The sequence below is a fragment of the Nocardia sp. BSTN01 genome (assembly GCF_015354405.1).
GTDB lineage: Bacteria > Actinomycetota > Actinomycetes > Mycobacteriales > Mycobacteriaceae > Nocardia.
This window is the reverse complement of the sequence record NZ_JADKYP010000048.1, coordinates 21,543-41,034: the sequence shown is the minus strand read 5'-3', so window position 1 is coordinate 41,034 and position 19,492 is coordinate 21,543. Positions and strand designations below refer to the sequence as shown.

Sequence of the window (19,492 nt, the reverse complement as noted above, 5' to 3'; positions counted from 1 at the left end):
CGCGCATTCGCGGTGCAAGGGAGCTGCAAGCGACCGGCGGCAGGGTCGATGTCATGAGCGAGACATTCGATGTGGTGATCGCCGGTGCGGGCCCGGTCGGGCTGATGCTGGCGTGTGAACTGCGGCTGGCCGGCGTCGAGGTGCTGGTCGTGGAACGGCTGACCGAGATCGATCGGACCATCAAGGCCGGAGCGATCAATGTGCCGACGGCACAGGCCTTCGATCGACGCGGACTGTTGCCCGAGTTGCTGTCGCATCAGCAGGCGGCAGTCGAGCGGATGAAGGCGTTGACCGGTGCGACGGCGAGCGCCGCGAACCGGCCGCCGATCGCGGGCCATTTCGCGGGAATCATGTTGTCGTTCGACCTGATCGACGCGGAAGACCCGGCCTTCGCCGGTGTGGGGCCGGCGGGCCGGGCCGTACTGGTGAGCCAGCAGGGCATCGAGGAGATTCTCGGTGCGCGCGCGGCGGAACTCGGCGTGGTGGTGCGCCGGGGCGTGCACCTGACCGATCTGACCGACCACGGCGACGCGGTGACGGTGCGCTGTACCGACGACAACAGCAGTTCGGACGAGGTCCGCGCTTCGTGGTTGGTGGGTTGCGACGGCGGACGCAGCACGGTCCGCAAACTCGCCGGCTTCGATTTCCCGGGTATCGGGCCGGAGATCACCGGGCGGCAGGCGGTGGTGGAGATGTCGGAAACCGAAGGGCTGCAGCTCGGTTGGCACGACACCGAGCACGGCATCTACGTCTACGGGCCGACTCCCGGCCGCTTCCTGACCGTCGAACTGGACGGACCGCCCGTCGATCGTGACGCGCCGATCACGGCCGCCGAGCTGGAGGCGAGCCTGCGCCGCGTCGCCGGGGTACCGGTGCGGGTCTCGGCGGTGCATTCGGCCACCCGGTTCACCGACAACACCCGTCAGGTGCCGGACTATCGCAAGGGCCGCGTGCTGCTCGCCGGCGATGCGGCGCATGTGCATTCGCCGTTCGGCGGACAGGGCCTGAATCTCGGAATCGGCGATGCGGTCTGTCTCGGCTGGAAGCTGGCCGCGGTCGTCGCCGGCCGGATGGACGAGCGGCTCCTGGACACCTACACCGCCGAGCGGTATCCGATCGGCGCCTGGGTGCTGGAATGGACTCGGGCGCAGGTCGCGCTCATGCGGCTGGATCGGCGCAGTAAGGCGTTGCGGGCGGTGATATCCGAACTGCTGTCCACCGGCGACGGCGCGACCACCGTGTTCAAACGGATCTCCGGCGTCCTGCACCGCTACCACCTGGGCGGCGACCACGAACTGGTCGGCACCATAGTTCCCGATCGCGAACTCTCCGACGGAACTCGCGTGGCCGAACACTTCGCCACCGGCCAGGGTGTGCTGTTCGACTTCGCCGACTCCGCGGAGCTGCGGGACGCGGCGGCGCCGTGGCAGAACCGGATACGGATCGTCACGGCGAAGCCGCTGGACGCCTCGGACGCGACCGATGCCGGCGAGGCGGCCGGCGTGCTCGTCCGTCCGGACGGATATGTCGCCTGGGCCGCCACCGACGGCGTCGACGGCATGACGACGGCGCTGACTCGCTGGTTCGGCCGGTGAGTGCGATTCCCGCAGGTCCTACCGGACGTGTTATATGTAACTTCGAGTAGCGGGCAGATGTGCTGCCTGCCTACCATCGAATAGCTATCGTTCGTCGAGGTGCCGGTGTGGAACCGGCGCGTGCTGCGGGAATCGCGGCCGGGAGTGGAAGGGAACAGCCCGTGGTCGCGATCGTTGCGGATCTGCCGCGCGCGGCGCGCAATATCTGGGCGGTGTCGTTCGGCGACGGAATCGAGCCCTACCGGCCGGCGCCGTCCACACCGATCAGCGAGCAGCCGCACAATCGACTGCTGCGCTACGACCGCGACGAGCCCGGTACCGGGAATCCGGTGCTGCTGGTACCACCGCTCGCGGTCACGCCGGCCTGCTTCGACCTGCGCGACGGCCAGAGCCTCGTGCGCTATCTGCTCGGCATCGGCAAGCAGCCGTATGTGGTCGACTACGGCGATTTCGATTACGGCGACCGGGCTCTCGGCCTCGAGCACTGGACCCACGGCATCGTGCCGGACGCGGTGCGCCGCGTCGCCGCCGAACACGGGCGACCCGTGGACGTGATCGGCTGGTCGCTGGGTGGCGCGCTCGCGATGATCGCCGCGGCGGCCCATGCGGATCTGCCGATCGCGTCGGTCACCGGCCTGGCTACGCCGTTCGACCAGCGCCGCACTCCGTTCCTGGTGCCGGTCCGGATGGCGGGGCGGCTGACCGGTGGTCGCGGCGTCGCCCTGGCGACCAAACTGCTCGGCGGGGCCCCGCGCGAGCTGGTCCGGCTCGGCTTCCGCTTACAGGCCTTCGATCGCGAGCTCACCCGTCCGTTGTTCATCGCCCGGCATGCCGCCGACACCGAGGCGCTGGCCCGCATGGAAGCGGTCGATCGCTTCATGGCGACCATGCCCGGCTATCCCGGTCGTTCGCTGTGGCAGATCTATCGCAGTCTGGTGTTGCGAAACGAATTGGCGGACGGCGTGATTCGACTGCGCTCGGATCTCGTCGTGGATCTGTCGAAACTGACCTGCCGGGTGCTGCTGATCGGCAGCCGCACCGACATGCTGGTGCCCGCCGGTTCCACCCGCCGCGGTGTGGACCTGCTCACCGGCGCCGCCGAGGTGCGGTTCGTGGAGGTGTCCGGCGGACATCTGGGCCTGATGGTGGGCCCCGACGCGGCCGGCTCGACCTGGCCCGCGATCGACGATTTCCTCGGCGACTCTTCGGGCGGCCCGGCCGATTCCGATCAGATCAAACCGAGTTCGCGCGCCCGCGCGATGGCCTCGGCCCGGGATCCGCTGGCCAGTTTGTGATAGATCCCGCGCAGGTGTGTTTTGACGGTGTTGATCGAAACACCCATGCCCTCGGCGATATTCAGCGTCGTCATCCCGGACGGCAGCTGGCGCAACACCGACATCTCGGTTTCGGTCAGCCCCGGATTGTGCGCCGCGCCGCGAGCCGACGGATGGGACCGGATCAGATCGACCAGCCGGTCGTGGTGACCGAAACGGCCGACCGAACCATCCAGTAACGCAACGATTCCCGGCACTTCCAGAAACGGTCGCACGATCCGGTCGTCGGCCGCGTGATTCAGCGCCTGCGCCAGCGCCTCGTACGCCTTGACCGGGCGGTCCAGGTGGTCGGATGCGGCGGCATACAACAGCCAGCCCGTGACGGCGGTGAGCACCGGCAGTCCGTCGGTCCGGCGCAGCAGTGGCCGCAGCAGTTCGAGTGTCGTCGACGAGGTCTGCGCGTACTCCGACAGGCAGGCCTGCGCCAGCACGACTTCGGGTGTGTGGCCCAGCACCGCGATCGCTCGCTCGACCAGAGTCTGTGCGCCGACGCGGGATTGGATCCGCAGCAGTGCCGACACCGTGTGCAGGACCAGATTGCCGCAGGAGCGCGGCGGTGTCGGCTCGGCGAGCATGTCGAGCAGCTGCATCCGCAGCGTATCGGCGGCCAGGAAACGATCCGCGGCGGAATCGAATTCGATCAGCCGGAGCAACGCCAGTGCTTGCCGGTCGGCGGTCGGCGCGGGGGAGAGGCCGCTCGTCGTCGCGGGCGGGAGCTGCCCGCGGGTGTCGATCGGATCGCCCTGCAGATAGTGCGTATAGGCGATCATCGCCTGGGCGTGGGTCATCGCGGAATGTGTTCGCAGTCCGTACTTCTCGGCGAGTTCCACGGCGTGCTCGGCCCGCTTGCACATCACCGTGAGATGGCCGCCCATACCGCCGCACAGCGCCAATCGTGTCGCCGCCGGCACGACGAAGCGGCCCAGTCCGGCATGTTCGGCCAGCGCGAGCGCCTGCCACAGTCCCGATTCGGCGGGCGCGACATCGCCGCGATGCAGGTAGGCATTCGCCCTCTGCAGGACGATGTAGCAGTCCAGTTCGGCATGGCCGGTCGGCGTGGGCGTCGCCGGCTCGGGCGCAGCGGGTTCGGCGCCCGTCAACACCGCGACATCGGCGACCACCGCGGTGCGCAGCGCGATCAGCCAGGACGCGGGCACCAGGGCGGAGGCCGAACAGGGTTCTGCCTCGAGTCGATCCAGATAGGCCGTGCACGCCGCCACGTCCCCGCGGCTCACGGCCTCGGCGATGCGCAGCAGCTGGACGAATTGGTCGTCGGCGAGTTCGCCGACGTCGTCGAGCCGGGCGAAGAAGGACGGCCCGTCCCCGCCGAACACCAACCTCGGGCCGTGTTCGCGGATGAACCGCGACAACTGCGGGTGTCCCGGTACGGCGAGCACATGATGCAGTGCCGCCGACGGCATTCGCGCATCGACGAACCATGCCGAACAGCTGCGATGAATGCGCGGCAGCCGGTTCGCAAGCGTGCGCGCGGCCTCGGCGAGCAGATAGGCGCGCAGCATCGGGTGATAGCTGTGCCACAGTTCGCCGTGGCGGGCCACACACGTGATCGGCAGATTGTTGCGCAGCAGATATTCCAGTGTGGCCGGAGCGGATTCGCCGACCAGTTCGGTGGCCAGCGCGACACTGAACTCCTCCGGCACCGCGGTGGCGAGCAGGAAGTGCAGCGCATCGTCGGGTAGCGCGTCCAGCAACTCGCCGACGAGGAAATCACTGATGGCGTGGGGCGCGCGGGCCAGTGCCGCCAACGCGGTCGGCCGGTCCTGCGGATTCGCGGCCAGGTAGATCGCGGCGATCCGTACGAGTGCGGCCCAGCCGCAGGTCAGTCGTTGGATCCCGGCGATATCGGCGGCGCTCAGGTGGAGGTCGTGCTGGCCGAGCAGGGCCGCGGTGCGGTCGTCGTCGAGTGCGAGTTCGCGTGCGGTCAGACGGGTCAGCCGGCCACTCAGTTCGAGCCCGTGCCATCGCAGCGGCGGATCGAACCGGCCGGTGACGATCGTCGTCAGGGTGGGCGGTGCGTTCTCGACGACATACTCCAGCCCCGCCAGGGCCAAGGGGTCGGTCAGCAGGTGGGCGTCGTCGAGGACGAGCACGGTCGGTTCGGCTCGGTCGGTCAGCCGGTCCACCAGTGTCGCCGGTTCGGCGAGCGGACCGGTGGGGTCCCGGTCCGGTGATCCGACGGGGAGGTCGAGCACTCCGGCGATCGCACGCCACAGATCGGCCGATTCGCCGCGGCGGCCGGTGAAGGTCAGCCAGCCCACTCGGCAGTCGGAATGCCGGGTCGCCAGTCGCGTCACCCAGTCGGCGGCCAGGACGGTCTTGCCGGTTCCCGCGGGGGCGCAGATCAATACGGCCTGGCCCGCGCCGGTCGTCGCCGCCTCGTCGATGCGGGAGTGGGCGGCGGGAAGCGGCAGCGGTACGAAGGAGAGTTCCGGCACGCCGAGTTGGAGGCCACTGCGGATGGTGGCAATGTTTGAGCTATCGGCTAGCGATCGTGTTGTTCTGGGCGAAGCGTTCAAAGCGCCTCCCGGAGCTGTGCCTTCGCCGAAGGCAGTGTCGGTGAAGCCTGCTTTCTTCAAATTGAAACGTACACTACTCATTTGCTGGAATCGGTCAAAATGTGCGTTCCATCATGATTTCGAATCGGTCTCGGGCCGTCGAATTCGGCCGTGGCGCAGGACCTACCGGGCCGGTCGGAGCCGTAGTGTCGGTCGGAGAATCGACAGTCCGGTCTGTGGCGGCGAGGTAATTCCGATGCAATTGCGACGAGATCGGCCCGCGCGGCCCGAACGAGCAGCTCCGCCACCCGCTTCCGGGGGTACCTGGCCGCTTCCGCGCGGACTGATCGTGATGCTGTCCGTCGCCGGCGCCGTGGTGGCAGTCCTGGGGATGAAGGCGTTCGCCGGTGTGCTCGGCCCCACCTTCCTGGCGCTGATGCTGACCATGGCCGTTCAGCCGGTGCAGACCTGGGTGCAGCGGCGCGGCCGGCGGCCGTGGATCGGGATGGTGGCGGCCCTGATCCTGGTCGTACTGATTCTGCTCGTCCTGCTCGGCGCGCTGGTGCTCTCGATTGCCCAATTGGCGTCCGAGCTGCCGAAATACTCCGACAAACTCGACGACATGCTCAACGGTGTGCGGGATACGCTCGCCGATCTGGGGGTGGATACCGAACAGATCCACAACGCGCTCAACGGTCTGGATGTGGGCAAGGTCGTGGATGTCCTGTCCGTCGCGCTGAGCAATGCGCTCGGAATCTTCTCCAATCTGTTCTTCGTACTGGCACTGCTGCTGTTCATGGCGATCGACGGCATGATGATCGATCGGAAATTGGCGGTGGTCGCCAAGGCGCGACCCGAAATCGCTTATGCGCTGGGCGTATTCGCCAGCGGCACCCGGAAATACCTGGTTGTTTCCACGGTGTTCGGCTTGATCGTCGCCATTTTCGACGGTGGTGCGCTGTGGTTGATGGGCGTCCCGCTTCCGCTCCTCTGGGCGCTGCTGTCGTTCATCACCAACTACATTCCGAATATCGGTTTCGTCATCGGCTTGATTCCGCCGGCGCTGCTGGCGCTGCTCGACAGCGGGCCGATGCTGATGGTGTGGGTAATCGTCGTCTACTCGGTGATCAATTTCGTGATCCAGTCGATCATCCAGCCCAAATTCGTGGGGGATGCGGTCGGCCTCAGCGTGACCGTGACGTTCCTGTCGCTGGTTTTCTGGTCGTGGGTCCTGGGGGCGCTCGGTGCGCTGCTGGCGATTCCGCTGACCCTGCTGATGAAGGCGCTGCTGCTCGATATCGATCCGAGCACGCGGTGGGTGGGCGTGCTGATCCAGGACCGTGCGCCCGACCCGGACGAGGAACCGTAGGCGGCGGCGACCTCAGCCGGCGGAGTCTGGGAGTTGTGCCATTCCCAGCAGCGTCAGGCCGAGCGAATCGATGCGCGCGAGCACACCCCGCATGTCCGTGGCATCGGAGAGTGCGCCGAACAGCGTGGTCGTACCCGCCGAGGAATGCTCGCTGCGGCTCAATTCCGGAAATGCCGCCAGGGCCCGTTCGGACAATTCACCATCGATGACGAACTGATAGCGGATCGACAACGACCAACTCACCTCCTCGGGCGGGTTGCCTGCTCGCCTCCAGGCTCGTGCACAACCGCTGGTGGGCGCCTCATCCGCCCGGGATGAGCTCGAGATCCGGCCGCGAACCGGTCCGGCCGAGCGACCGCGCCCGACACTCACCCGCCACGGGTGAAGTCAACGCGCGTCGCGATGGGCACATTCATGGGAAAGCCCCTCGGCTGGGAAGGAGTTCTGCCATGACCACAACCCCGCAGGAGCATCCGGTACGTCAGGGCATCGCCGCCGGAACCTCGATCGGCGCGGCGATCCTGCTGGTCACCGTCGGTGTGCTCTCCATTCTGGAAGGAATTTCGGCGGTCGCCAACGACAACCTGTTCGTCGTGGGGATCGACTACGTCTACCAGTTCGACACCACGACCTGGGGATGGATCCACATCGTGCTGGGGATCCTGCTGGTCATCGCCGCGCTCGGTCTGATGGCGGGCACCACGTGGGGCCGGATCGTGGCAATCACGTTGGCGGCGTTGTCGATTCTCGCGAACTTTCTGTGGCTGCCGTACTACCCGGCGTGGTCGATCCTGGTGATCGCGTTGAATGTCGTGGTGATCTGGGCGGTCGCCACCTGGCAGCCCGGCCCGGACCGCGTGTGACCGAGCGGGTCGCTCGGCTGTGACATGTCATCAGCGGGCGACCCGGCTCGGGCGGGATCCGTATCGTCGGAATTATGGCCTCCCCGGAGCTGTCGAAGCTGGTCCAGTCGGTTGTCGAGCCGTATCTACTGGAGGGTCCGCGCCGCTACAACCGGGTCGAGGTCGCCGAGCTGTCGGGCGTACCCGCCGACCTGTCCCGGCGGCTGTGGGTTTCGCTCGGCTTTCCGGCTCATGACGACGACGCCGCGGTGGAATTCACCGACGGCGATGTGAAGGCGGTCCGGAACTTCCGCAGTCTCGACGCGCTGGCCGGCGCCGATGTGCGCCGGCAGCAGGCGGCCGCGCGCACCCTCGGGCAGTCGATGGCGCGATTGGCGGAATGGCAGGTCGATCTGGTCGCGGAGGAGATCGCCGACCGGATCCGGTCGATCACGGCGGGCGATCCCGCGGTGGACCAGGACAAGGTGGCCCGGGAGGCGACCGCCGAGGTGGTGTCCGCGCTGCAGCAACTGCAGGCGTATGCGTGGCGGCGGCATCTCGCGGCGGCGCTGACGCGGTCACTGGCCGGCGACGGTACCGGAGAAACGTTGCGCGAGTTGGCCGTCGGCTTCGCGGATATGGTCGGTTACACCCGGCTGACCAGGCATCTGGAAGCCGATGAACTGGACGATCTACTCGAGTCGTTCGAATCCGTCACCACGGGGGCGATCACCGCGAACGGTGGCTGGACCATCAAGAACGTCGGCGACGAGGTCATGTTCGCGGCCGAATCCGCGGTGGCCGCCGGCCGGATCGCGTTGGCGATCCAGGAGGCGACGACGAGTGCCGGAACCACCCCTGAACTGCGGGTCGGGCTGGCCTATGGGCAAGTGTTGCAACGTTTCGGTGATCTCTACGGTTCGGTGGTGAATACCGCGGCGCGGCTGACCGGTGTCGCGCGGCCGGGCTCCGTCCTGGTGGACGACGGCGCGGCAACACAATTGGCGGACGAACCCGAGTTCTCGCTGCGGCATCTGCGCAGTGTGCGGGTGCGTGGCATCAACCGTCTGGGCTCGCATGTGCTGCGACGGAACGGAGGCTGATCGGCACCTGCTCCCGGAGCAGAAAGGTGTCCTGAAAGTGCTGTCGCACGGTGTCCTGAAAGTGCTGTCGCACAACGGGAAGGCGGTCGCCGCGCCGATCGGAAAAGTCCGGGAATTGGAAGCGGGCCTCGGCGAAGGGGGGGAGTTAGCCGAGGCCCGCGTAGGGTCGGCCCGGGGGGGAGGGGCCGACGTGACTGATCCTACGCGACGATTCTCGTTTGTGTCTGCATGAGGGGCGCTAGTTTCGAAATTTTTTTCTCTGGCGTGTTGCGGGGCGCCTCGTCCGGTTTGCCGAGAGCGCGATAGCCGCCGGGGTGGCAATCGCGAATTATGTTGCGACGCAGGGGAACAAACGTGTTCCACGTGAAACGATCGGCGGTGGCGAGGCGTCGTCGCCGGCATCGAATTCGGTAGCTGTGTGGGTGTGGCGCCGCACAGTCGTGGGCGTTTTCACACCTTTGAGGCTTTCCGTGAGCGACGGCAGGTAGCCGCGCGGGACGTACTCGAGTAGCGCACTACTCGCGACCTCCGAGTCCCGGCGCGGGAGTATCGAATCGGTCGCATCCCGCCGGCACCCCCGAGCACCGCCGGATCCCGGGATGCGACCACCTCCGCTTCCCGCCCGGTCGAGCCGGTGTCCGATGTCGGCTTATTCGGATGAACTTGTCGGTGGTGTGGGCAATACTGCACGGCAGTAGCAAACCTCACATCCACATCGCTGACATCCACATCGAACGGCAGGGGAAAAGCATGCCCGACGCCATCATCGCCGAGGGTTTGGTCAAGAAATACGGTCGGCTCGTCGCCCTCGACGGGCTCGATCTCGCGGTTCCCGAGGGGACGGTGACCGCACTGCTCGGCCCCAACGGCGCCGGGAAGACCACGACGGTCCGGGTGCTGACCACGTTGCTCACACCCGACGCCGGCCGCGCCACGGTCGCCGGTATCGATGTCCTGCGCGAACCGCAGCGGTTACGCGCGCACATCGGCGCTTCCGGCCAGTATGCGGCCGTGGACGAATACCTCACCGGCTTCGAGAATCTGGAAATGGTGGGACGGCTCTATCACCTGGGCATCCAGCGCAGTAAGCACCGCGCCCGGGAACTGCTCGAACGCTTCCGGCTCAGCGACGCGGCCGATCGGCCGGTGAAGGGGTACTCCGGCGGAATGCGGCGCCGCCTGGACCTGGCCGGAGCCCTGGTGGCCAATCCGCCGGTGCTGTTCCTCGACGAGCCCACCACCGGCCTCGACCCGCGGGCCCGGCTGGATCTGTGGGATGTGATCGAGGAACTCGTCGCAGGCGGTACCACCCTGCTGCTGACCACGCAGTACATGGAGGAAGCGGACCGGCTGGCCGATGCGATCGCGGTGATCGATCACGGCACGGTCATCGCGCGCGGCACCGCCGACGAGCTCAAGACCCTGGTCGGCGGCGACCGGATCGAGTTGACCGTCGAACACGCCGACGTTCTCGCCGTCGCACAGCAGGCCCTGGCCGGGCTCGCCGTCGGCGATATCCACGTCGAACCGGGATTGCGGCGGCTCACCATCCCCGTCGACGACGGCTCACAGGCGCTGGTCGACACCATCGAGCGGCTGTCCGCGCACCGGGTGCGCATCCAGGACGTGGGCCTGCGGCGGCCCTCTCTCGACGACGTCTTCCTCACCCTGACCGGGCACGAGGCCGCCGACTCCATCGACCCGGCCGATGCCGCGCAGACCCTCGAACAAGCCACGGAAGGACACAGCAGATGATCACCGCGGCGATCGACACCCGCAAACCGACACTGGCCGAACGCGCGGCCATCGTGGCCGGTGACAGTCTGACCATCGCCAAGCGCAACGTCATCAAGATCAAACGAGTGCCCGATGTGCTGATCTTCTCGACGCTGTCGCCGATCATGTTCGTCCTGTTGTTCGCCTACATCTTCGGCTCGGCGATCAGCGTGCAGGGCACCTCGTACCGCGAATTCCTGATCGCCGGCATCTTCGCCCAGACCTCGGTCTTCGGCGCCACGTTCACCGGCACCAGCCTGGCCGAGGATATGCAGCGCGGCATCATCGACCGGTTCCGCTCGCTACCGATGGCGCCCTCGGCGGTCCTGGTCGGACGCACCGTGGCCGACGTCGCCATCAATGTGGTGAGCCTGGTGGTGATGTCGGTGACCGGGCTGCTCGTCGGCTGGCGCATCCACGGCTCCTTCCTCGAAGCCGTGCTGGCCTATGTCCTGCTCTTGCTGTTCGCTTACGCGATTTCCTGGATCATGGCCGTGGTCGGTTTGCTGGTCCGGGCGCCGGAAGTGTTCAACAACGCCAGTTTCATGGTGATCTTCCCGCTGACCTTCATCGCCAACACCTTCGTGCCCAGCGACGTGCTGCCCACACCGCTGCGCGTCGTCGCCGAATGGAATCCGGTCTCCGCGGTGACGCAGGCGACGCGCGATCTGTTCGGTAACACGAGTCCGACGAATCCCACGCCCGATGTGTGGTCGCTGCAGCATCCGGTGGCGACGACATTGATCTGGGTGGTGGCGATTCTGGTGATCTTCGTGCCGCTGGCACTGCGCCAGTTCAAGCGGTCGGTCAGCCGGTGAGACTCTCACCTGGCGCTACTGCGGGCGGCCCGGGGCTGTGACAGCATGGGGGCATGCAGTTGGGCAGTTCCCGGAAATCCGGTCGGTTGCGTAATCGGCTCATCGCTGCGGGCGTTGCCGCGGCCGCGAGCGGTGCCGCATGGGCGGCCGCCTCGCGTCGCCCGCAGCTGCCGGAGCCGGCCGCCGAACCGCCGCGGCTGGGATATGCGGGTGGAGCGACCGCACCCGGGACGGCGGCGCAGCCGGCCGACGACGCGGCGCACACCGGCTAGGCGCGCCCTGCGAGTACGGACAGCCGACATGGCACGATATTCGGCGTGACCTCACCGAATCAGACCGCCGTGGCCGTCCTGCACACCAACCTCGGCGACATCAAGATCTCGCTCTTCGGTAACCACGCCCCGAAGACGGTGCGCAACTTCGTCGGCCTGGCCGACGGCAGCGCGGCCTACACGACGGAGAACGCCGCCGGCGGCACCTCCGGGCCGTTCTACGACGGCAGCGTATTCCACCGCGTGATCGACGGTTTCATGATTCAGGGCGGTGACCCGACGGGTACCGGCCGTGGTGGGCCGGGCTACGAATTCGCCGACGAATTCCATCCCGAACTGCGCTTCGACCGCGGCTATCTGCTGGCCATGGCCAACGCCGGGCCCGGCACCAACGGTTCGCAGTTCTTCATCACCGTCGGTGCGCAGCCGCACCTGAACCGCCGCCACACCATCTTCGGCGAAGTGGTGGACGCCGATTCGCGCAAGGTCGTCGACGCCATCGCGACCACCGCGACCGACCGCAACGACCGGCCGAAGGAGCCGGTCGTCATCTCGAGCATCACCCTGAGCTGACCCATCGGAGTTTCGTGAATCCGCAACCGCCCGCACCGACCTGCTACCGCCATCCCGATCGCACCACCGGACTGGCGTGCACGCGGTGCGGGCGGCCGGCGTGCCCCCAATGTCTGCAACCGGCCGCCGTCGGACAGCACTGTGCGGAGTGTGTCGCGCGGGGGCGCAGCGATATTCGTCCCGGCCGGCCGACCGTCACCGGTCCGTTCGCTACCGATCGCCGCACGCCGTATGTCACCTACGCGCTGATCGCGATCAATGTCGCGGTTTTCGCCGTCACCGTGAGCCAAGCCCACAGTGTCACCGACAACCATCTGTCGCGGCTGTTCTACGACTGGGTGCTCGCGCCGCAGTGGGTCGCTCAGGGGCAGTGGATTCGCGTCCTCGGTTCGGGATTCCTGCACTACGGGCCGTTGCACCTGGTGGTCAACATGTTCGCCCTCTACATCCTCGGCCGCGATACCGAACTCGTGCTGGGACGTTCGCGATTCCTCGCGATCTATCTGGTTTCGCTGCTCGGCGGATCGGCGGCGGTCATGTGGCTGGCGACCGATTCCGCCACGGCCGGTGCGTCCGGCGCCATCTACGGCCTGTTCGGCGCGATGACCGTGATTCTGCTGCGGCTGCGGCAGAGTCCCGTGCAGATGCTGGTGCTGATCGCGATCAACCTGCTGATCAGCGTGTCCCTGCCGGGTATCTCGCTGTGGGGCCATCTCGGTGGACTGGTGGCGGGCACGCTGGCCGCCGCCGGAATCCTGTTCCTGCCGGAATGGCTGCGGGCGCGGACCCGGGATTCGATCCGGTGGATCGGATGGGGTTCGGTGGCCGGCCTCGCGGTGCTGGCGATCGCGCTGATCGGCGCGGGTGCGGCGGTTCTCGCGTGATTCTGGGCCGGTATCAGCTGTTGCGCGGTTCGGCCGGAACGAGACCGTGCACGGTCATCACATCCAGGACGTCCTGGGGATGGGTGCCGAGATCCCAGCGGCCGAAGATCACCAGCCGCTCCTCGCCCTTGTGGTCGACGTCGAGTTCCAGATTGGGGATGCTGCGGCCCAGGCGCCGGAACCCGACGACTCGTGCCCGCAGGATCTGCTCGGGTCCGTAGCCGACCGGGCCGAACAGGCCACGAATCACCAGATGGGCCGGCTTCCCGGGAACGACGGTCAGGCGCGGGCGCTGCCGGAAGCCCAGTCCGGCCAGGCACAGCAGCAGCGCCGCGGCCAAGCCGATCAACAGCCGGCTCGGTGCGTCGGAGGCGAAGGCGGCAGCCACGGCCAGCGCCACTCCGCCGAGGGTGACCGCGACCAGGGCAGGCGCCGGTGTGGACCACTCGAGCCGGGGCGCCGGCTCCGAACTACCGAATTCCCCGGCGGACCCGGGACGATCGGACTCGGGGTGTTCGGGCGGTGTGCTCACGGTCCCCAATTGCTCCTCGAGTTGTCCACAGAATCATCCACAGGTGTGCATGAATCACACGCGTGTAATAAGGGTGAACGCCACCCGATCAGCGCCACCGCATCGTCATGATCAGGCCGATCACCATGAGTCCGAAGCCGATCAGGAAGTTCCAGGCGTTGAGATCGCTCATCCACTGGATGTGGTCGGCGCCCAGGTAGTAGACCAGCAACCATGCCAGACCGGCCAGCATGAAGCCGAGCATGATCGCCACATACCAGACCGGCGACGGACCGCCCTTCACCTTCACCGGGGTGCGGCTGGTCGGGTTGATCGTGTAGTCGGTCTTCTTGCGGACCTTCGACTTGGGCATGACGTCCTCGTATTCGGCGTGCAGGTCTGCCTAAAGGCTATCTCAGCTGCGTATCGATGGTGGCGCCACGTACTCTCGAACCATGCGTGTTCTGGTCGTCGACAATTACGACAGCTTCGTATTCAACCTGGTCCAATATCTGGGCCAACTGGGTGCCGAGGCGACCGTCTGGCGCAACGACGACTCCCGGTTGCAGGACACCGACGCCGTGGCCGCCGATTTCGACGGCCTGTTGATCAGCCCGGGACCGGGCACCCCCGACCGCGCCGGCGCGAGTATCGAACTGGTCCGCGCCTGCGCCCGGACCAGAACTCCACTGCTCGGCGTGTGCCTGGGACATCAGGCGATCGGAGAGGCATTCGGCGCGACCGTGACCCGCGCCCCCGAGCTGCTGCACGGCAAGACGAGTTCGGTCTTCCACATCGGTTCCGGAGTGCTGGCCGGATTGCCGGACCCGTTCACCGCCACCCGCTATCACTCGCTGACCGTGCTCGAGGACACCCTGCCCGGTGATATCGAGGTGATCGGACGCACCGAGAGCGGCATCGTGATGGCCATGCGGCACCGCGACCTGCCCATCCACGGCGTGCAGTTCCATCCCGAATCGGTGCTCACCCAGGGCGGCCACCGGATGCTGGCGAACTGGCTCGAGGTGTGCGGCGAGCGTCCGGCCGAGGGCCTGGTTCAGACGCTCGAATCCGAGGTCGCCGCGCTGGTCTGACCCGATCGTCGCACCCGGGCAAGCGAAAGCCCCACTGTGACAAGGAGTTTGCGCATGCATGAGCTCGGCGCGGTCGTCGTGCCCCGGCGGCGCTGATGGCCCGGCCGTACGTCGTGCTCTCGGTGGCCACCAGTGTCGACGGATATATCGATGACGCCGGTCCGCAACGGTTGCTGCTGTCCAACGCCGAGGATTTCGATCGCGTCGACCAGGTGCGTGCCGAGGCCGACGCGATCCTGATCGGAGCCGAGACCCTGCGTCGCGACGATCCGCGGTTGTCGCTGAGCAGCGAGCGGCGGCGCGAGGCGCGGATCGCGGCGGGCAAACCCGAATTCCCGGTGCGCGTCGTGGTCACCGCGAGCGGTGAACTCGACCCCGGGCAGCGGCTGTGGAACCAGGGTGGGCGGCGGCTGGTCTATACGACCACGGCCGGGCGGGAGCGGCTGGGCGATCGGCTCGCCGGCCGAGCCGAGGTCGTCGCCCTCGGCAGCTCCGTCGACTTCGGTGCGCTGCTCGATGATCTGGGCGAGCGCGGGATCGCCCGCCTGATGGTCGAGGGCGGGGGCCGCATCCACACCGCTTTCCTGGCGGCGGATCTGGCCGACGAACTGCTGATGGCGATCGCCCCGGTACTGGTCGGTGACAGCGCGGCCCCGAAATTTTTGCATCCGGCCGACTTTCCCGGCGGTTCTCGGCGCAGAATGGCTTTGGTGGATATCACTCGCCTCGGAGATATCGCGGTCCTGCGGTATCTGCCGCGGCCGACACCGTCCGATGGGAGTTCGGCGATGAAAGACCCACAGTGACAACCGAATCCGATGCGTGGGAGTCGGTCGAGTCGGCCAGCCGTGTCCCCGGCCGGCCCGGGGCGCATCGGTTCTGGATGCATCACGCGATCGGCCTGGCCCGGCTGTGTCCGCCGAGTACCACCGCGTTTTCGGTCGGCGCGGTGATCGTCGGCCCGGACGGCGTCGAACTCGCGCACGGCTACTCCCGCGAAACCGAGCCGAAGGTGCACGGCGAGGAATCGGCACTGGACAAACTCGGCGCCGATCCCCGGCTCGCGCAGGCCACGCTCTACAGCACGCTCGAACCGTGTTCCACCCGGGCCTCGGTCGGCCGCGCTCCGTGTGCCGACCGCATCCTGGCCGCCGGAATTCCGCGCGTCGTCATCGCGTGGCGTGAACCGCGCACCTTCGTGGAGAACTGTGTCGGCGTGGAGAATCTGCGCGACCACGGCGTCGAGGTGATCGAACTTTCCGACCTGGCCGACGAGGCCATGTCGATGAATCGCCACCTCGCGCTGTGATCACCGGCCCGCGTCAGGGCGGCCCCAGCACTCCCGTGACGATCGTGATCGTCGCGTTGCGTGCCACCGACGAGCCCGGCCGCGGCTGCTGATCGATCACCCGGCCGACATTGCTCGCGTCGAACGTGCCCTGGGTGCTCTGGCTGATCTGGCCCACACCGCCGGTCCAGCCCACCGAGCGCAGTTTGTCCACGGCCTGCGACGGGGTGAGACCGGTCAGCGACGGCATGGTGATCTGATCGCTGGACACCTGCACGGTGATGGTCGACCCCTTGTCGGCCATCGAACCGCCGGCCGGATCGGTGGACAGCACCTCACCGGCGGGCCGCGACGAGCTGACCTTCTGGATCACGACCTTGAACCCTGCGCTGTCGGCCAGATTCGGTTCCGCCACATCGATCGACTGGCCCACCACATCGGGCACGCGAACCTGGTCCGGCCCCTTGCCGAGGGTGATCGTCACCTTCGAACCGGCATCGATCTTGGTTCCGGCGGCGGGGGATTCGGCGATCACCTTGTCCTTGTCCTCCGGACTGGAGGCGCCGCGCTGGATCTGCGGATCCAGGAGTAGCCCGGCCGCGTTCAGATTCTGCTCGGCCTGCTGCTGGGTGAGTTTGGTCAGCTGTGGCACCGGCACCTGCTGCGGACCGGTCGAAATCTGCAGGGTCACCGTGGACCCCTTGTCGACGCGCGCACCACCCAGTGGCTGGGTCGCGACCACATTGCCGCTGGCGACCTTGCCGTCCGGTTTCGGCTGGACGGCGACAGTGAAACCCAGTTTCTGGAGATCGTTGCGCGCCTGCTCCGCCGGCTGATTGGACAGATCGGGGATCGCGACCTGATCGGGCCTGCTGCCCGGACCGATCAACACCCAGAACAGCGCCACCAGCACCGCGACCACCGCGGCGGCACCGATGCCGATCCACATTTTGCGCCGCGACCCGTCGGTTTCGGGTTCCGGCTCGTCGTCGCCGTCGTTGCGTTCGACCGTGCGGTAGCTGCGCGGTTCGGGATCCATGCTGCTGAGGAAGGTGGTGCGGTCCTCCTCGGTCATCACCATCGGCGCCTGCGGCTTCTGGCCACCCAGCACCCGGATCAGATCGGCGCGCATCTCGGCCGCGGACTGATACCGGTTGGCCGGATTCTTGCTCATCGCCTTGAGGATGACCGAATCGAGTTCACGCGGTACGCCCGGATGAACCAGCGACGGCAGCTTCGGATCCTCCCGGACATGCTGGTAGGCGACCGCGACCGGCGAATCACCGGTGAAAGGCGGCTGGCCCGTGAGGATTTCGTACAGCACACAGCCGACGGAGTACACGTCGGACCGGGCGTCGACCTGTTCACCGCGCGCCTGTTCCGGTGACAGGTACTGCGCGGTGCCGATCACCGCGGCGGTCTGGGTCATCGGATTCGAGCTGTCCGCGATGGCACGCGCGATACCGAAGTCCATCACCTTCACCGCACCCTGGCGGTTGATCATGATGTTGGCCGGCTTCATATCGCGATGCACGATGCCGTTCTTGTGGCTGAAATCCAGTGCGGCACAGACATCAGCGATGATCTCCATCGCCCGGCGCGGCGGCAGCGGACCCTTGCCGCGCACGATATCGCGCAGCGTCTCGCCGTCGACGTACTCCATCACGATGTAGGGCAGCGGGCCGCCGTCCACCTCGGCCTCGCCGGTGTCGTACACCGCGACGATCGCCGGATGGTTCAGTGCCGCCGCGTTCTGCGCCTCGCGCTTGAAGCGCAGATAGAACGTAGGGTCGCGGGCGAGATCCGCGCGCAGCACCTTGATCGCCACGTCACGACCCAGTCGCAGGTCACGGGCCTTGTGAACCTCCGACATACCACCGAATCCGATGATCTCGCCCAGTTCGTAGCGAGAAGACAGATTCTTCGGGGTCGTCATGGCAGTCCTTGTGAGGAGGTGTGAGGGTCTGTGCTGCTGTCGGCTTCGTGCGCACCGCCGACCCCCGGCAGTGAATCGCCGGCCCCCGGCAATGGTAGGTCGAGCGAAGGGTAGGACGGGCGTGTTGTGGGGCGCGTGGTGCGGGTCGGCCGCTCCCGAGTGGTGGTCGTCGGCGGTGCCGTGGTGGTCGTGGTCGGCGGGGGCGTGGTGGTCGTCGTCGGCTCGGGAGTCGTCGTCACCACCGGCGGCGGAGCCGGTTGGGTGGTGGTCGTCGGCTCCTCGGTCGTGGTCCACACCGTGGTCGGCGGCGGCGGTGCGACGACCGAGGTGGTCGACTTCACCGGCGACACCGTCGAATCCGGGGCCTTACCGCTGAGCAGCACCCAGGCGGCCAGGCCGCCGAGAAGAACCGCGCCCGCGCCGAGTCCGGCCATCACCTTCTGACCGGTGGTGAATCCCGGCTTCTCGGTCTCACCGGCCGGGCCGCCGGGACCCGGCATCATGGCGGTCGAACCAGCCGCCGCGCCCACCCGGGCCGGTTCGGCGGCCGGATACCGGACGGTCGCGCCGTCGTAGTCACCGCGCGGGATCACCGCGGTCGGTCCGGGCGGAAGGACGCGAGTGGCGCCGGTCTGCGGGACCGCACCGCCGCGCGGCGGCGGTGGGCGGCGACCGGCCCGCACCGCGGCCACGGCATCGGCGAATTCGCCGCCGCTGTGATAACGCCGCGTCGGATCCTTGGTCATCGTGATGTCGATCAGCTCGCGCACGTTCGGCGGCAGATCGGCCGGCATCGGCGGCGGCGCCTCGCGCACATGCTTCATCGCCACCGTCAGGGCACCGTCACCGGTGAACGGCCGATGGCCCGACAATGCCTCGTAGCCGACGACGCCGAGCGAGTACACGTCACTGGCCGAGGTGGCATCCTCGCCGGTCGCCTGCTCGGGAGCGATGTACTGGGCGGTGCCCATCACCATGCCGGTCTTGGTCACCGGTGAGGCGTCGACTGCCTTCGCGATACCGAAGTCGGTGATCTTCACCTGTCCGGTGGGGGTGACCAGGATATTGCCGGGCTTCACGTCGCGGTGGACCACGCCCGCGGCATGGGCGACCTCGAGGGCGCGGCTGGTCTGCTCCAGCATGTCCAGACCCTGGCCGACCGAGAGCCGGCCGAGCCGGTTCAGCACCGCGTTGAGCGGTTCGCCCTGGACGAGCTCCATCACCAGGTAGGCGGTTTCACCGCCCTGCGGGTCGTAGGTCTCGCCGTAGTCGTAGACCCCCGCGATGCCGGGGTGGTTGAGCTGCGCGGTGGTCTTGGCCTCGGTCTTGAACCGGTGCCGGAACGTCGGATCCGCGGAGAATTCGGCCTTGAGGACCTTCACCGCGACCCGGCGGTCCAGGCGGGTGTCCAATGCCTCCCACACCTGGCCCATACCGCCCGTGGCGATGAGACGTTGCAGCCGATACCGATCGGCGATCAGGGCACCGTTGTTCAGCATGGCCGCCCCCGACGGTAGGTTCGCCGAGCACGACGTTGTTGCATATCCACCTGGGGTCCTGGTCCTCGCTTACTCATTGTCC

At 67.5% G+C, this 19,492-nt stretch carries 19 protein-coding genes; 13 read left to right on the top strand and 6 right to left on the bottom strand.

Annotated features, from left to right (window positions below):
* Positions 1-53: 53 nt before the first annotated feature.
* Positions 54-1,595, top strand: coding sequence for an FAD-dependent monooxygenase (locus tag IRT45_RS28140; protein ID WP_194808865.1), 1,542 nt, complete (start codon positions 54-56; stop codon positions 1,593-1,595).
* Between the two features lie 161 nt (positions 1,596-1,756).
* Positions 1,757-2,890: an alpha/beta fold hydrolase gene (locus IRT45_RS28135; protein WP_194808864.1), complete on the top strand. Its 1,134-nt coding sequence runs from the start codon at positions 1,757-1,759 to the stop codon at positions 2,888-2,890.
* On the opposite strand, the gene IRT45_RS37870 is transcribed toward IRT45_RS28135, so the two are convergent.
* Positions 2,824-5,385, bottom strand: a complete 2,562-nt coding sequence (locus IRT45_RS37870; RefSeq protein WP_194808863.1) for a LuxR C-terminal-related transcriptional regulator — start codon at positions 5,383-5,385, stop codon at positions 2,824-2,826. The genes IRT45_RS28135 and IRT45_RS37870 overlap by 67 nt on opposite strands.
* Before the next feature lie 316 nt (positions 5,386-5,701).
* On the opposite strand from IRT45_RS37870, the gene IRT45_RS28125 reads away from it, so the two are divergent.
* On the top strand, positions 5,702-6,814 hold the full coding sequence (locus IRT45_RS28125; protein ID WP_194808862.1) for an AI-2E family transporter: 1,113 nt from the start codon (positions 5,702-5,704) through the stop codon (positions 6,812-6,814).
* 12 nt (positions 6,815-6,826) lie between these two features.
* Here IRT45_RS28125 and IRT45_RS28120 read toward each other — a convergent pair whose 3' ends face one another.
* Entirely contained in the window at positions 6,827-7,057 is a 231-nt protein-coding gene (locus tag IRT45_RS28120; protein ID WP_194808861.1) for a hypothetical protein, read from the bottom strand.
* Positions 7,058-7,263: 206 nt separating this feature from the next.
* Here IRT45_RS28120 and IRT45_RS28115 point away from each other — a divergent pair, with 206 nt between their 5' ends.
* The 7 genes from IRT45_RS28115 to IRT45_RS28085 all read left to right on the top strand — a co-directional run bounded on the left by IRT45_RS28115 (position 7,264) and on the right by IRT45_RS28085 (position 13,082).
* Entirely contained in the window at positions 7,264-7,677 is a 414-nt protein-coding gene (locus tag IRT45_RS28115) for a hypothetical protein (protein ID WP_036496921.1), read from the top strand.
* Between the two features lie 74 nt (positions 7,678-7,751).
* Positions 7,752-8,759: an adenylate/guanylate cyclase domain-containing protein gene (locus tag IRT45_RS28110; RefSeq protein ID WP_228535306.1), complete on the top strand. Its 1,008-nt coding sequence runs from the start codon at positions 7,752-7,754 to the stop codon at positions 8,757-8,759.
* 750 nt (positions 8,760-9,509) lie between these two features.
* Positions 9,510-10,514 (top strand): ATP-binding cassette domain-containing protein, encoded by a 1,005-nt coding sequence (locus IRT45_RS28105; protein ID WP_194808874.1) that lies wholly within the window; start codon positions 9,510-9,512, stop codon positions 10,512-10,514.
* Entirely contained in the window at positions 10,511-11,353 is an 843-nt protein-coding gene (locus tag IRT45_RS28100; protein ID WP_194808860.1) for an ABC transporter permease, read from the top strand. The genes IRT45_RS28105 and IRT45_RS28100 overlap by 4 nt, the downstream gene beginning before the upstream one ends.
* 53 nt (positions 11,354-11,406) lie before the next feature.
* Complete coding sequence (locus IRT45_RS28095; protein ID WP_194808859.1) at positions 11,407-11,625, top strand: hypothetical protein; 219 nt, start codon at positions 11,407-11,409, stop codon at positions 11,623-11,625.
* Between the two features lie 45 nt (positions 11,626-11,670).
* On the top strand, positions 11,671-12,198 hold the full coding sequence (locus tag IRT45_RS28090; protein WP_194808858.1) for a peptidylprolyl isomerase: 528 nt from the start codon (positions 11,671-11,673) through the stop codon (positions 12,196-12,198).
* A gap of 14 nt (positions 12,199-12,212) precedes the next feature.
* Entirely contained in the window at positions 12,213-13,082 is an 870-nt protein-coding gene (locus IRT45_RS28085) for a rhomboid family intramembrane serine protease (RefSeq protein ID WP_309241183.1), read from the top strand.
* A 13-nt stretch (positions 13,083-13,095) separates the two neighbouring features.
* Here IRT45_RS28085 and IRT45_RS28080 read toward each other — a convergent pair whose 3' ends face one another.
* Both IRT45_RS28080 and crgA read right to left on the bottom strand, forming a co-directional pair.
* The gene (locus tag IRT45_RS28080; protein ID WP_194808857.1) at positions 13,096-13,614 is read right to left on the bottom strand and encodes a PH domain-containing protein; all 519 of its coding nucleotides are present in this window, start codon (positions 13,612-13,614) and stop codon (positions 13,096-13,098) included.
* 88 nt (positions 13,615-13,702) lie between these two features.
* On the bottom strand, positions 13,703-13,966 hold the full coding sequence (gene crgA, locus IRT45_RS28075) for a cell division protein CrgA (RefSeq protein ID WP_030516702.1): 264 nt from the start codon (positions 13,964-13,966) through the stop codon (positions 13,703-13,705).
* Between the two features lie 82 nt (positions 13,967-14,048).
* On the opposite strand from crgA, the gene IRT45_RS28070 reads away from it, so the two are divergent.
* The 3 genes from IRT45_RS28070 (at position 14,049) to IRT45_RS28060 (ending at position 15,996) form a co-directional block, all read left to right on the top strand.
* Positions 14,049-14,687, top strand: coding sequence for an aminodeoxychorismate/anthranilate synthase component II (locus tag IRT45_RS28070; RefSeq protein WP_194808856.1), 639 nt, complete (start codon positions 14,049-14,051; stop codon positions 14,685-14,687).
* Between the two features lie 95 nt (positions 14,688-14,782).
* Complete coding sequence (locus tag IRT45_RS28065; protein ID WP_194808855.1) at positions 14,783-15,493, top strand: dihydrofolate reductase family protein; 711 nt, start codon at positions 14,783-14,785, stop codon at positions 15,491-15,493.
* Complete coding sequence (locus IRT45_RS28060; protein WP_309241182.1) at positions 15,490-15,996, top strand: dCMP deaminase; 507 nt, start codon at positions 15,490-15,492, stop codon at positions 15,994-15,996. The genes IRT45_RS28065 and IRT45_RS28060 overlap by 4 nt, the downstream gene beginning before the upstream one ends.
* Before the next feature lie 13 nt (positions 15,997-16,009).
* Here IRT45_RS28060 and pknB read toward each other — a convergent pair whose 3' ends face one another.
* Together pknB and IRT45_RS28050 are read right to left on the bottom strand one after the other, a co-directional pair.
* Entirely contained in the window at positions 16,010-17,911 is a 1,902-nt protein-coding gene (gene pknB / locus IRT45_RS28055) for a Stk1 family PASTA domain-containing Ser/Thr kinase (protein ID WP_194808854.1), read from the bottom strand.
* Positions 17,908-19,410 (bottom strand): protein kinase, encoded by a 1,503-nt coding sequence (locus IRT45_RS28050; protein WP_194808853.1) that lies wholly within the window; start codon positions 19,408-19,410, stop codon positions 17,908-17,910. The genes pknB and IRT45_RS28050 overlap by 4 nt, the downstream gene beginning before the upstream one ends.
* Positions 19,411-19,492 lie beyond the last annotated feature (82 nt).

What these genes read in the sequence shown, in the direction of transcription:
- IRT45_RS28065 (WP_194808855.1), top strand. Translation starts at nt 14,783, where the DNA reads ATGGCCCGGCCGTACGTCGTGCTCTCGGTGGCCACCAGTGTCGACGGA.
- IRT45_RS28070 (WP_194808856.1), top strand. Translation starts at nt 14,049, where the DNA reads ATGCGTGTTCTGGTCGTCGACAATTACGACAGCTTCGTATTCAACCTG.
- IRT45_RS28095 (WP_194808859.1), top strand. Translation starts at nt 11,407, where the DNA reads ATGCAGTTGGGCAGTTCCCGGAAATCCGGTCGGTTGCGTAATCGGCTC.
- IRT45_RS28125 (WP_194808862.1), top strand. Translation starts at nt 5,702, where the DNA reads ATGCAATTGCGACGAGATCGGCCCGCGCGGCCCGAACGAGCAGCTCCG.
- IRT45_RS28105 (WP_194808874.1), top strand. Translation starts at nt 9,510, where the DNA reads ATGCCCGACGCCATCATCGCCGAGGGTTTGGTCAAGAAATACGGTCGG.
- IRT45_RS28115 (WP_036496921.1), top strand. Translation starts at nt 7,264, where the DNA reads ATGACCACAACCCCGCAGGAGCATCCGGTACGTCAGGGCATCGCCGCC.
- IRT45_RS28050 (WP_194808853.1), bottom strand. Translation starts at nt 19,410, where the DNA reads ATGCTGAACAACGGTGCCCTGATCGCCGATCGGTATCGGCTGCAACGT.
- IRT45_RS28140 (WP_194808865.1), top strand. Translation starts at nt 54, where the DNA reads ATGAGCGAGACATTCGATGTGGTGATCGCCGGTGCGGGCCCGGTCGGG.
- IRT45_RS28100 (WP_194808860.1), top strand. Translation starts at nt 10,511, where the DNA reads ATGATCACCGCGGCGATCGACACCCGCAAACCGACACTGGCCGAACGC.
- IRT45_RS28110 (WP_228535306.1), top strand. Translation starts at nt 7,752, where the DNA reads ATGGCCTCCCCGGAGCTGTCGAAGCTGGTCCAGTCGGTTGTCGAGCCG.
- pknB (WP_194808854.1), bottom strand. Translation starts at nt 17,911, where the DNA reads ATGACGACCCCGAAGAATCTGTCTTCTCGCTACGAACTGGGCGAGATC.
- crgA (WP_030516702.1), bottom strand. Translation starts at nt 13,966, where the DNA reads ATGCCCAAGTCGAAGGTCCGCAAGAAGACCGACTACACGATCAACCCG.